This is a genomic window from Paenibacillus naphthalenovorans, from assembly GCF_001465255.1.
In the GTDB taxonomy this organism is placed as follows: Bacteria; Bacillota; Bacilli; order Paenibacillales; family NBRC-103111; genus Paenibacillus_G; species Paenibacillus_G naphthalenovorans.
In genome coordinates this window covers 2,805,823-2,818,391 of record NZ_CP013652.1, presented here as the reverse complement: position 1 = coordinate 2,818,391, position 12,569 = coordinate 2,805,823, and the positions used below count along the sequence as shown (strand labels likewise).

Below are 12,569 nucleotides of genomic sequence, written 5' to 3'. Positions count from 1 at the left end.
AAGGTGCTGCATAAACTAAAAAAAATCGACTTCACCATCGTGCTTATCCTTATTTCTTTCATGGTGATCAGTACGCTTCTGCTTTATAGCGCGACGAGATATAATCACTCCGAAGTATTTGACCCTGTGAAGCTGACGGTGATCTATATTATTTCGCTTACCGCCTTTTTCGTTACGACCCTTTTGGATTACAGAGTGTTGGCGAAAATCTGGTATTATTTATATGGTATCGGAATTTTTCTGTTGGTTGCCGTTTATTTCTTCGGCGCCAGAATTAACGGAGCAAGAGGCTGGTTCAAGCTGCCGTTTGGACTTGATTTTCAGCCGGTCGAGCTCGTGAAGATCATTTTGATCATTAGTTTAGCGGCTTTTATGGCTCGCAACAAGGGGGAGACGCTGGGATTGACTCAGGATGTCCTCCCGATCCTCCTGCTCGGCATACTGCCCATTGGCTTGGTCGTCATTCAGCCGGACCTGGGTAATGCGATAATATTGGGCGTCATCCTGCTTGGCATGATTTGGATCGGCAACATCCGTTGGACGCACGGTGTTATTGGCGGGGGCTTGATTGTCGGGTTCGCTTATCTGTTTTTATATTTATTCAAGCTGTACCACGATCCCCTGAAGGAATTCCTTGTGGCCAAAGGCATATCCACGCACTGGATGCCAAGGATTCTTACCTTAATCGATCCTTCCGCCGCGACCAACGATGCGAAATATCATGTGGACAATGCGATTCGCGCCATTGGCTCCGGATCCTTGCTAGGGGAAAGCTATCTGCAGGGAACATCCATCCACAGCGGGTTTATTCCCGTTGCCTATACGGATTCCATCTTTGTAGTGGTAGGAGAAGAGTTCGGTTTTGTCGGCTCTTCGATTTTGCTGCTTATGTATTTTGTCCTGATTTACCGCATGATTCTGATTTCTCTTTATTGTAATAATTATACCGGCTCATACATGATTATCGGCATTGTCTCCATGCTGGTCTATCAAGTGTTCCAGAATGTCGGAATGATGATCGGCATTATGCCGCTCACGGGAATTACGCTTCCCTTCATCAGCTACGGAGGCACCTCGCTGCTGATTAATATGGTCGCGATGGGATTGGTGATGAGCGTCCGTCTGCATGACGATAAACTGCTCGATGAGGAATGATGCGGCATCGGCAAATTCGGAAGTAAAGGGACTTTGCGGCAAGTGGTCCGCCAAGTCCTTTTGGCATGCCGTCATCATCGCTAATTCTAAAAGCAGGGTGGGGAGCCGTGTTCACGGCGCCTCATCCTTTTTCATTATAGGGTGCGGAAAAGGACCGCAAACCTTCTTGCTGCCGAGTGCCGTTGGAACTCGTATATTTGCGGGTACAAGCTCATAGGATGGAATAGGCAAGCTCTTGCGGCAAGGGGGAGTATTGGGATGGAGACGAGGAAAAACGTTCGCGAGCGGCGGATGGAAAAAATCCGTAAGCTTCAGGAAGGCGGTCCGCGCCGTAGGTATGGGGGGCCGGAACCTTCTCATATGGAATTTCCGGCTGAGAGGAGCTTAAATGGGCCGGAAATGGATTGGGGCAGGGCGATAGAACATCGGCATGATCCCGAGGTGGAATGGAAGCGCAAGCTGCAGCGGGAGTGGTCGCGGTATGAGCATTCCTACGATGAAAACGGCGGAGGCCCGTCAGAGCCTCGGACAAACCGTTTGGCCGTCCGAATCATGCTGAGCGGTGTTTTATTTGCTTTGGTGTGGGGCATGTTTCAAGTGGAGCACCCGTTGGCTAATAAAGGAAAAGAAGTGGTAACGGGCGCGCTGACGGAGTCGTTCGACACAGCCTTCCTCTCCGCTTGGTATGAGGTTACGTTCGGCAGCGTACCGTCCTTCCTGCCCGTATTCGATTCGTCAAAGCATCAGGATGCGCAGAAAGTGTCCGCTGGCTCCAGACATTATTTCCCTCCTGTCCAGGGGAAATTGATCGCTGCCTTTACTCCCGTTCAAGGAGGAGTACTTGTAGAGGCAAAGACGGGAACCCCGGTATCGGCTCTGGACACGGGGCTCGTTACCTTTGCGGGGCTGAGGGAGGATACGGGGTTTACGGTCGTTCTTCGCCACTCGTCAGGCATGGAATCGGTCTATGGGCAGCTGGAGCAGGGGAAAGTGAAAGTCGGGGATTGGATCAAAGGGGGAGAAACGATCGGAACGGTATCCCCGCCGCGGCAAGGACAATCGTCCGGATCGCTTTATTTTGCCGTTTCAAAAGACGGCAATCCTGTCGATCCGACGGACGTGGTCCCTTTTGATTAGGGGAAAAAGGCTGTCCTGGAATGTCTGGTACGGGGTCAAATACCGTTTTCACCCGCTCTTTTCCATCATGCTGCTGATCTCCGTGCTGACGGGATATTTTATCGAAACAGTTACCTTATTCGGCATCGTATTTATTCATGAAATGGGCCATGTCGTTGCCGCCAAAAGCTTCGGCTGGCGTGTGAAGGAAGTACAGCTTCTGCCTTTCGGCGGGGTGGCGGTAGTAGAGGAGCCGGGCGGCGTACCCGCCGTCCAGGATCTGGTTGTTGCCTTGGCCGGACCTCTGCAGAACCTTTGGATGATGCTGGTCGCGGTTGTGCTTACGGCTTATGGCCTGCTCCCGGCGGAATGGGGAGCCTATTTTGTCAAAGCGAATCTGCTTATTGCGCTTTTTAATCTTCTGCCGGTGCTGCCGCTGGACGGCGGGAAGGTCATGCAGACACTGGTCGGATTATGGCTGCCCTACCAAAAGACGCTGCAGGTTGCCGTCGTAGCCAGCCTGCTTCTCAGTGTTCTGCTGATCGCCGCATCCGCCTTTCATTTGTCGACGGAGCAGGGCGGCATTCAGCTCAATTGGCTGATGATTGGTTTATTTTTATGCTTCTCGAATTGGTACGAGTTACGGGGACTTCCTTACCGGTTCATGCGTTTTTTGGTTCACAGGGAGTCGCGGCTCAAAAAAGCATGGGTGCAGGGGGCCCCCGCCGGACCGATTGTGGTTCACGGCCGGCGCAAAGTGGCGGACGTGGTGCGGTTGTTTATGCGGGATCGCTATCATTTGATTTATGTGCTTGACGATCACGGGTATATCAGCCATGTTTTACCCGAACGTACGCTGCTCGATTCTTATTTTGACGAGACAAAAAGAGGAAGGGCGGTTTCCGAGCTTTTCGTCTGAGGAATATGGTACAATAAGGCCGAGGTGTTGCTGGACATGAAACGGATATGGGTCAATAGCGATGATGAGCATACCGAGGTCGCCGTTCTGGAGAGCGGCAAGCTGATGGAATATTATAAAGGAAAGCGGAATCAGGGCCAGCTGGCCGGCAACATTTATATCGGGCTGGTCGTCCGGGTGCTGCAGGGCATGCAGTCGGCCTTTGTCGATGTCGGCCTTGAGAAGAACGGATTCCTGTATATCGACGATGTATTGCCGGCCCATATGGACAGGCAGCCGAAGGAAAAGCCGTCCATTCATGATTTGGTCAAGGAAGGACAGCAAATTATGGTACAAGTCGTCAAGGAACCTGTCGGAAATAAAGGTGCCAAGGTGACGACGCACTATTCCATCCCGGGCCGTTACGGGGTGTACATGCCGCATGCCGATTATATCGGCGTCTCACGCAAGATTGAGAACCCGGCGGACAGGGACCGGCTGAAACGGATAGCGGAGCGGCATTTACAACCTGGCGAAGGCTTTGTCGTACGGACGGCGGCTCTCAGGGAATCGGAAGAAGCGCTTGCCGCCGATCTGATCGAGCTGCGCGGACGCTACCGCCAGCTGGAGGAAGCCGCCAAGCTGGACGCGCCGGCGCCGCGTTTGCTATACAGCGATTTGGAGATGCTTCCCAGACTCATTCGCGATTTGTTCCGGGACGATGTTCAGGAGCTCATTGTGACCTCCGAACGAACGCTGCAGGAAATTCGCGGACTGATTCCCGCTGGTTCTTCAGGGCTTGCGGAAAGAGTGAAGCTGCAGTCAGCAACGGATCGGTCCATCGGGGAATCGGTTGCCAGGCAGCTGGAGAACGGGTTGAAACGCAAGGTATGGCTGGATAACGGGGGGTATTTGATTATAGACCGGACAGAAGCGCTGACCGTATTTGATGTGAATACGGGGAAATATACCGGAACGATCGATTTGGAGCGCACGGTGTTCGATACGAACATGGAGGCGGCGCGGGAAATTGCCCGGCTCCTGCGGCTGAGAGATATCGGGGGACTGATCATCATTGATTTTATCGATATGGAAACGGACGATTACCGGCAAGCGGTGCTTGAAGAGCTCATTCGGGAAACGAGGAAGGACCGCACCAAAACGGTGGTTGTCGGCTGGACTAGGCTTGGTCTTGTTGAACTGACTCGCAAAAAGGTCCGCGACAGCATGGAAACGACAGCGCCGGAGCCGTGTTCGGCTTGCGGCGGCAGCGGCTTTGCCGATTTCATAAAATAGGCGTTGCATTGAAAGACCGTTATGTGATAAGATATTTTAGTGTGTTGCTATAGCATGCTGTAACCGCGCGAAGCGGGTCATGAAGCATAAGGCCTTAAAGGTCTTATCACCTGGCTTTAGGCGAGTCTGAGACATGGGGAGGTGCAACAATGTACGCAATTATTGAAACAGGTGGAAAGCAGTACAAGGTTCAGGAAGGCGATGTTGTATACGTCGAGAAGCTGAACGCAGGCGAAGGCGAAGCGGTGAAATTTGACCGTGTGCTGGCCGTTTCCAAAGATAGCGGTTTGGTGGTTGGCGCTCCGCTGGTTTCCGGCGCTTCGGTTTCCGGGAAAGTGGAGAAGCACGGCAAAGGCGAGAAAATCATCGTTTACAAGTATAAAGCGAAGAAAAACTATCGCCGCAAGCAAGGTCATCGTCAACCTTACACGAAAGTTGTCATCGAGAAGATCGAGGCGTAAGAAACCGTGATTCGGATCGAGATTTATCGTGGACAGGACGGACGGATCGAACGCTTTAGCGTGGAAGGTCATGCAGAGTATGACGAACCCGGTAAGGATATTGTCTGTGCCGGTGTCTCTGCCGTTACTGTCGGGGCGGTAAATGCCGTTGAAGCTTTAACGGGACACGTGCTGGGCACCGATATGGAGCATGGTTTGCTTCTGGTGACCATTCCCAAAGAGCTGGAAGCGGAAATTGACGCAAAGATGCAGCTACTGCTGGAAGGTATGGTAGTCATGCTGCAAACCATAGAACAATCGTATGGCGCATATATAGCAATAACATATCATTGAAGTAAGGAGGTAGTCAGACATGTTGCAATTAAATCTTCAGTTGTTCGCATCCAAGAAGGGTGTAGGTTCCACGAAGAACGGCCGTGACAGTATTGCGAAGCGTCTTGGCGTGAAGCGTGCCGACGGGCAAAAGGTAACGGCAGGCAGCATCCTGGTGCGTCAACGCGGAACGAAAATTCACCCGGGCAACAATGTGGGTATCGGCTCCGACGATACGCTTTTTGCAAAGGTTGAAGGCATTGTGAAATTCGAGCGTTATGGCCGCGACCGCAAGAAAGTGAGCGTCTACCCTGTGACGACTGCTCCGGTAGCCGCCGCGGTAGAAGTGTAAATTACCCGTCAACGACCAAAACCCTGGCGATCGATGTTCGCCGGGGTTTTTCTGCTTCTGAAACGGATTTGTTGCCGGGGACTGAGTCGTCGGATGAAGGTCCGGTTTGAACGGTTTGGACAATAGGATGAGTTTTGATGGCCGAAATGATATACTGTATGGATGAAGGATGAACCGGAAACGGAGAGATAAAGGCATGACATTGGAACCTCAAGGCCGTACCTCTATAACCGATCCCTTGAATGACGATCCGGACCAGCGTATACTTCGTTTGTTTAACCACTACCGTCACGATTGGATGAACGATATTCAAATTCTCATGGGATACGTGCAGTTAAAAAAGTATGATAAATTATCACCGTTAATGGAGAAAATAAAAGCGAAAGTACAACAGGAAAGCTATATTTCCAAGCTGGGAATTCCCCATCTGATCCTGCATCTGCTGACGTTTCAAGCCGAGGTGAAGGAGCTTGCGCTTGACATCCGGTTAGAAGAAGAAGTTCACCTTTCGGAGTTGGAGAATCCGGAGGCATCCGCCGAAGAGATTATTGCGGTGCTTGATGCATTTAAAGAAGAGGCGACAGTTTCAATGGAAGATGAAAGCTTTCTTGTTCTTCGTCTAAGCCGCGAAGGGCAGCGGCTGCTGCTGACGGCTGTATATGAAGGAGCTTACATCAATGAGCGCATAGCACAAAAGGAAGCGCAGCTAAACGCCAAGCGGCTGGCTGAAGGCGGTTCAAAGCTCGAGGCGCAAAATGGGGAACGTAAGATCGTATGGAAGCTTTATTGGACCTACGCGGATGTGATACATAAAGAGGGTGACTGTGATGTTTGTTGATAAGGCCAAGATTTATGTGAAGGGCGGCGACGGAGGCGACGGCTTGGTTGCTTTCCGGAGGGAAAAGTACGTTCCGGAAGGCGGTCCCGCAGGAGGCGACGGAGGCGACGGAGGCGACGTCATTTTTCGTGTTGATGAGGGACTTCGTACCTTGGTTGATTTTCGCTATCAAAAGCATTTTAAAGCGCAGCGCGGCGAAAAAGGCCGCAACAAAAGCCAGCACGGAGCGAATGCGGAGGATCTGATTGTACGAGTGCCTCCGGGCACCGTTGTTATCGATGATGATACGCAGGAAATCATCGCCGATCTGACGCGGCACAACCAAGAGGTCGTTGTTGCCAAAGGAGGACGCGGCGGCCGTGGGAATACCCGCTTTGCGACGGCGAACAATACGGCTCCCGAAATCGCTGAGAACGGTGAGGAAGGCGAAGAGCGCTGGGTGGTGCTGGAGCTCAAGGTAATGGCCGACGTGGGCCTGGTAGGCTTTCCGAGCGTGGGGAAATCGACCCTGTTATCCGTTGTATCCGGGGCCAAGCCGAAGATCGGGGCTTACCATTTTACGACGCTTACGCCAAATTTGGGCGTTGTCGAGGTCGGGGACGGACGCAGCTTTGTGATGGCCGATCTTCCGGGCCTTATCGAAGGGGCGCACGAAGGCGTCGGCCTGGGGCACGAATTTTTGCGTCATGTCGAGCGCACCCGCATCATCGTCCATGTCGTGGATATGGCGGGTACGGAAGGTCGCGATCCTTTCGAGGATTGGGAAAAAATCAACGGTGAGCTGAAACTTTATAACGCCAAGCTGGAAGAACGCCCTCAGATCATTGCAGCCAATAAAATGGATATGCCCGGTGCGGAGGAGCATTTGTCCGAGTTTAAGCGGCGGCTTGCCGAAACGGGCCGTGATGTGACGATATGCCCGATCTCGGCTATAGCGAAAAGCGGTGTGCAGGAATTGCTGTATAAAGTGGCCGACCAGCTGGAAACGATTCCTGAAATGCCTCTGGTGGAAGAATTGGCTGACTTATCGGAACGTAAGGTATATCGGCTGGAAAGGGAAGAAGGGGAAGACTTTACCATTCGCCGGGATAACGAGGCTTTTGTTATTGAAAGTCCAAGTATAGAGAAACTGATCAAACGGACCAACTTCAGCACTCATGAATCCGTTATGCGATTTGCCCGTATTTTAAGAAAGAAAGGGATCGACGCAGCACTTCGCGAACGCGGCGCCAAGGATGGTCAAACGATCCGAATCGGTGATTATGAATTTGAGTTCGTGGAGCAGGAATAGGATGACCGATAGCGAACTTGCCGCCAACACCAACCTTTCATGTCACAAACATGTTAGGTTGGTGTTTTTTATTGTGAATAAACACGTACATTAATATTTAGAATTGAATCTAATGTTCGTCAATAAACAGAAATAAGTAGTAAAATATGAATCATTAAAATATTCATCAAGAAAAACATGAACTTTTTTTCGGGAAACCTATTGAACTTTCTGGTTTCCGATTGTATAGTATAACCATGTAATTAATCTTTACATAAACTAGACAAAAAGAGAGAAAACAAGGTAAAATTATGGGAGGTAGAGTGGAGTGGATCTAAAAAACTTTCGCAAGGCAGGTCATTTCCCAAGTTTATTGTCATCATTCCTCTATTTTGATGTCAGTTTTATGATTTGGGTTCTTTGCGGGGCGCTTTCGCTGTACATTACTAAGGATTTTAACCTGACGGATGCCCAGAAAGCGACAATGGTCGCCATTCCGACGCTCGGCGGCTCCCTGTTCCGGATTCCGATGGGGATTCTGGCCGATCGGATCGGCTCCCGGAAAGCAGGCATCATCGGGATGGTGCTGACGATCATTCCGCTTCTGTGGGGTTGGCTTGGCGGCACAAGCTTCAGCCAGCTGCAAGCTCTGGGCTTTCTTCTGGGTATTGCGGGAGCAAGCTTCGCCGTATCCCTCTCTCTGGCCAGCCGCTGGTATCCGCCGCAGTATCAAGGGCTTGCGATGGGAATCGCCGGAGCAGGCAACAGCGGTACGGCACTGGCAACCTTCTTTGGACCGCAGCTGGCGGCCTCGTACGGTTGGCACAACGTATTCGGAATGGCGATCATTCCGCTTGTTCTCGTACTGATCGCATTTACCCTGATGGCAAAGGACAGTCCGAATCAGCCGGAACCCAAAAAGCTTAAGGATTATTTAGCCGCCTTCAAATATGCCGACACCTGGTGGTTTTGCGTATTCTATGCCGTTACGTTCGGAGGATTCGTCGGATTTTCCAGTTATTTCAGCATTTTCTTTTACGATGTGTACGGGGATCAAACGGTACAGGGCGGAATTACCCGGGTGGAAGTCGGCTATCTTGTGACGATTACGGTCATTGCCGGCAGCTTCTTCCGGCCGATCGGAGGCTATATCGCCGACCGTATCGGCGGCATGCGCTTCATGCTGGGGTTGTATTCGGCCGTGGCGCTCTGCGCTTTCGCCATCTCGACAATGCCGGGCTCCTTTATGGTTATGCTGGTATTGACAAGTATTATGATGGCATGCCTGGGCATGGGCAACGGCTCGCTGTTCCAGATCGTGCCTCAACGCTTTCCTAAAGAAATCGGAGTGGTGACGGGGATCATAGGGGCAGCGGGCGGTTTGGGCGGATTCTTGCTGCCCAACAACATATTGGGTCCGTTAAAGCAGGCGACGGGAACACACGTGACCGGCTTTATCGTGGTGGCTTCCATCGTACTGGTCGTTACGCTTGTGTTTTACACGGTGACCCGCAGCTGGAGGAAGTCCTGGGCTACGACGGACTCGGGCGTCAATTTTTAATCGAAAGCTACTTAGGTGAACGATAAGGTGCGTGAAAGAACGATGAGCGAATTTCTGAGGCATTTTCAAAAGAGGCAGGCTGCTTTGGCATCCAGAGAAAAAACGGTCAAAACCGAATGCCCTTACTGCAGTGTGCAATGCACGATGAATCTGCATGAGGAAAAGTCGATCATGGTAAGCCGCTATTCGGTCACCCCGAACAAGGAGGATCCGGTTACGGACGGCAGGCTCTGCGTCAAGGGGTTGAACGCGCATGTGCATGCGACCCACGACCGGAGGCTGCGATACCCGATGATCCGGATCGGCGGTACGCTCAGTCCTGTATCCTGGGATCAGGCGCTGGAGAGGGTGAAAGCGGAAATCGAAGGCATAAGACAACAGTACGGTAACGATGCCATTGGCGTCTATGGCGGCGGTTCATTATCAAATGAAGAAAGCTATTTGCTGGGGAAATTCGCGCGGGTCGCATTGCAGACCAAATATATCGATTACAACGGCCGCTTCTGCATGTCGGCGGCCGCCGGGGCGTCGAACCTCACCTTTGGTGTGGATCGCGGGCTGACGAATCCGCTGTCGGAGGTGCCGTTAGCCAAATGCATTATTCTGGCGGGCACGAACATTGCCGAATGCCAACCGACGATTATGCCGTATTTTCGCAAGGCAAGGCAGGAGGGCTGTAAAATCATCGTGATCGATCCGCGGGAAACGGCAACCTGCTCCATTGCGGATCTTCATCTCAAGATCAAACCCGGCTACGATGCGGCCCTTGTGAACGGGCTGCTCAAGGTCATTGTGGAGGAAGGGTATGTCGATCATGCTTTTGTAAAGGAGCGGACGAACGGGTTTGCGGAGCTCGCGGATCATTTGATGCAGGTTTCCCTGGACGAGGTTGCCGAGCTTACCGGGATTCCTTCCCGGCTGATTGTCGAAGCGGCCCGGATGTACGGGCAGGCGGAGACGGGGATGGTTTTCACGGCGCGGGGCGTAGAGCAGCATGCCAGCGGAGTCGCCAACGTCAGAAATTTCCTCAACCTGGTGCTGCTGACGGGAAAAATCGGAAAGCCCGGCTGCGGGTATGGAGCGATTACAGGTCAGGCCAACGGACAAGGAGGACGCGAGCATGGTCAGAAGGCGGACCAGCTTCCGGGCTACCGCATGATAGAAAATCCCGAACACCGGGCTTACATTGCCAAGGTTTGGGGAATCCCGGAAGAAGAGCTGCCCCGTCAAGGGGTGTCCGCCTATGAAATGATGGAGGCGATTGACCGGGGAGAGATCAAGGGCCTGATTGTTCTTGCGTCCAATCCGGTCGTATCGAATCCGAACAGTCATTTGGTCGAACGGGCGCTGAAAAAGCTCAAATTTTTGCTTGTTATCGATCTGTTCGAAACGGAAACGGCAAGGCATGCGCATATGCTGCTGCCGGGTTCTTCCTATCTGGAGGATGAAGGCACCATCACACAGTTGGAGGGCAGGGTCATGGTGCGTCGGGCGATCAGGCCGCTGCCCGGCGAAGCGCGGCTGGATTGGAAAATTCTTTGTGACATCGCGGAGGTTCTCGGTAAGGGGCCATATTTCCGGTACGCAAGTGTCGAGGATATTTTTAACGAGCTGAGACTGGCCTCCAAAGGAGGAAAAGCGGATTATTACGGGATGACCTACGATCGGATCGAGAAGGAAAGCGGGATATTCTGGCCGTGTCCGGAGAAAGCGCATCCGGGGACGCCCCGGTTGTTCGAACGGCGCTTTGCACATGAAGACGGCCGGGCGCGGCTTGCACCCATAGCGCATCAGAGCCCGAAAGAACCAGCCAGCAGAAAATATCCTTTTCTGCTGACGACAGGCCGGGTGCTGCAGCATTATTTATCCGGTGTACAGACCCGCAGCACGCCGGAGCTGAACTCCAGATATCCCGAGCCGCTGCTGGAGATTCATCCCCAAACGGCGGGGGAGATCGGACTGATCAATGGCGGCCATGCCAAGGTAGCCTCGAAGCGGGGGGAGATCCGGCTCAAAGTGAAATATTCCGCCAAAATCCGTCAGGACACCGTGTTTGTCGCTTTTCATTGGGGTGATGATCTGAGCATTAATCGGCTGACTAATCCGGCGCTTGATCCGGCCTGCCGCATGCCGGAGTTCAAAGTATGCGCGGTAAACATTATGCCGGGTTAATTTGTAGGCGCGTCTTCACGCGCTCTTTTCCATTTTTGTTTAGACTTTCCCGGGGGAGGAGACCATCATGAAGCAATGGATTAAAACGGTAGGCACCGGAAAAACGGGTTCAAGGCATTTAACCTACGACGAGGCGGTAGCCGCTGCTCATGCCATCGCCCGCGGCGAGTCTACGGATGCGCAAACGGCGGCCTTCCTGATGGCCATGCGGATGAAGGGCGAGGCGGATGAGGAGATGATGGGTTTCATCGATGTGTTTCGCAAATATTCCCTGCCGTACCGTTCTTTTTCGCATTCGTTGAACTGTGCCGGACCTTACGATGGAAGGGTGTACTTTCCCGTGACGATCCCTGTCAGTCTGCTGCTGGCATCCGTCGGGTTCCCGCAGGTGCTGCACGGCAGCGATTCACTCCCTCCGAAGCTCGGGCAATCGTTGAAAGAGCTTCTTGAAGGCTTGGGGATTCGGGTCGGACTGCAGGCGAAGGAGTGGGAAATGATTTTTATGAGCATCAATATCGGATTTATATGGACCGACCTGATCTGTCCGCCCTTTGGCCGCGTAAGGCATGTGAGGGAGCAGATGGGGCTCAGAACCTTTTTCAATACAGTGGAGAAAGTGATCAATCCGGTGCATTCGCTCAATATCATTATCGGAGTCAATCATAAGACGGCGATTGATCATCTGATCCATCTGCTGCCGAAATCGGGCTTCGAGACCGCCTACATTGTGCAAGGTATGGAGGGATCCGAGGATTTGCCCATCTACAAGAACAGCTCCATCCGTAAAGTAACGCCTTGGGGCGATGAAGCGAGCACGATCGATCCGGCCACCTTCGGCTTTCACGGGGTCCCGCTTGAAAAATGCGGCAAAGAGCGGCAGCTTCAGCTGTTGACCCGAATCGTACAAGGAGACGATTCCCCGGAAATTGCCAATGAGCGGGATCATGTGATCTTTAATGCCGGACTTCGTTTGTATTGGTTCGATAAGGTGGGATCGTATGAGGAAGGCTTTCAGCTCGCACGATCGCTGCTGCAGCGCAAGGAAGCGCAGAAGCTGCTGGACAAATGGCGCGATTTAAGCAGCCGAAGCGACTATGGAGGACGGCTTCAGGCGGAAGGATGAATAAAGTGAATTGTG

General features: G+C 52.5%; 12 protein-coding genes and 1 other annotated feature. All 12 genes read left to right on the top strand.

Annotated features, from left to right (window positions below):
- Positions 1-3 precede the first annotated feature (3 nt).
- Complete coding sequence (locus tag IJ22_RS13915; RefSeq protein ID WP_054819699.1) at positions 4-1,155, top strand: FtsW/RodA/SpoVE family cell cycle protein; 1,152 nt, start codon at positions 4-6, stop codon at positions 1,153-1,155.
- Positions 1,156-1,413: 258 nt separating this feature from the next.
- Positions 1,414-2,292, top strand: a complete 879-nt coding sequence (locus tag IJ22_RS13910) for a M23 family metallopeptidase (protein WP_054819700.1) — start codon at positions 1,414-1,416, stop codon at positions 2,290-2,292.
- Positions 2,285-3,190 (top strand): M50 family metallopeptidase, encoded by a 906-nt coding sequence (locus IJ22_RS13905; RefSeq protein ID WP_062409249.1) that lies wholly within the window; start codon positions 2,285-2,287, stop codon positions 3,188-3,190. The genes IJ22_RS13910 and IJ22_RS13905 overlap by 8 nt, the downstream gene beginning before the upstream one ends.
- Before the next feature lie 36 nt (positions 3,191-3,226).
- Complete coding sequence (locus IJ22_RS13900) at positions 3,227-4,465, top strand: Rne/Rng family ribonuclease (RefSeq protein ID WP_171005939.1); 1,239 nt, start codon at positions 3,227-3,229, stop codon at positions 4,463-4,465.
- Between the two features lie 51 nt (positions 4,466-4,516).
- Positions 4,517-4,603 (top strand) — a sequence feature (ribosomal protein L21 leader region).
- Positions 4,604-4,614: 11 nt separating this feature from the next.
- Complete coding sequence (gene rplU / locus IJ22_RS13895; protein WP_054819703.1) at positions 4,615-4,926, top strand: 50S ribosomal protein L21; 312 nt, start codon at positions 4,615-4,617, stop codon at positions 4,924-4,926.
- A 6-nt stretch (positions 4,927-4,932) separates the two neighbouring features.
- A complete protein-coding gene (locus IJ22_RS13890; protein ID WP_054819704.1) occupies positions 4,933-5,259 on the top strand; it encodes a ribosomal-processing cysteine protease Prp in 327 nt (108 codons plus the stop codon).
- A 19-nt stretch (positions 5,260-5,278) separates the two neighbouring features.
- Complete coding sequence (rpmA, locus tag IJ22_RS13885; protein ID WP_054819705.1) at positions 5,279-5,590, top strand: 50S ribosomal protein L27; 312 nt, start codon at positions 5,279-5,281, stop codon at positions 5,588-5,590.
- A gap of 196 nt (positions 5,591-5,786) precedes the next feature.
- Positions 5,787-6,428 (top strand): Spo0B domain-containing protein, encoded by a 642-nt coding sequence (locus IJ22_RS13880; protein WP_235594132.1) that lies wholly within the window; start codon positions 5,787-5,789, stop codon positions 6,426-6,428.
- Positions 6,418-7,719 (top strand): GTPase ObgE, encoded by a 1,302-nt coding sequence (gene obgE / locus IJ22_RS13875; protein ID WP_062409248.1) that lies wholly within the window; start codon positions 6,418-6,420, stop codon positions 7,717-7,719. Before IJ22_RS13880 ends, obgE begins: the two co-directional genes overlap by 11 nt.
- A 307-nt stretch (positions 7,720-8,026) precedes the next feature.
- A complete protein-coding gene (locus IJ22_RS13870; RefSeq protein WP_054819706.1) occupies positions 8,027-9,259 on the top strand; it encodes an MFS transporter in 1,233 nt (410 codons plus the stop codon).
- 42 nt (positions 9,260-9,301) lie between these two features.
- Positions 9,302-11,431 carry an assimilatory nitrate reductase catalytic subunit NasC gene (gene nasC / locus IJ22_RS13865; protein WP_062410986.1) on the top strand — a complete coding sequence of 710 codons (2,130 nt, stop codon included), beginning with the start codon at positions 9,302-9,304 and terminating at the stop codon, positions 11,429-11,431.
- Between the two features lie 67 nt (positions 11,432-11,498).
- Positions 11,499-12,554: an anthranilate phosphoribosyltransferase gene (locus IJ22_RS13860; RefSeq protein ID WP_062409247.1), complete on the top strand. Its 1,056-nt coding sequence runs from the start codon at positions 11,499-11,501 to the stop codon at positions 12,552-12,554.
- Positions 12,555-12,569: the final 15 nt, after the last annotated feature.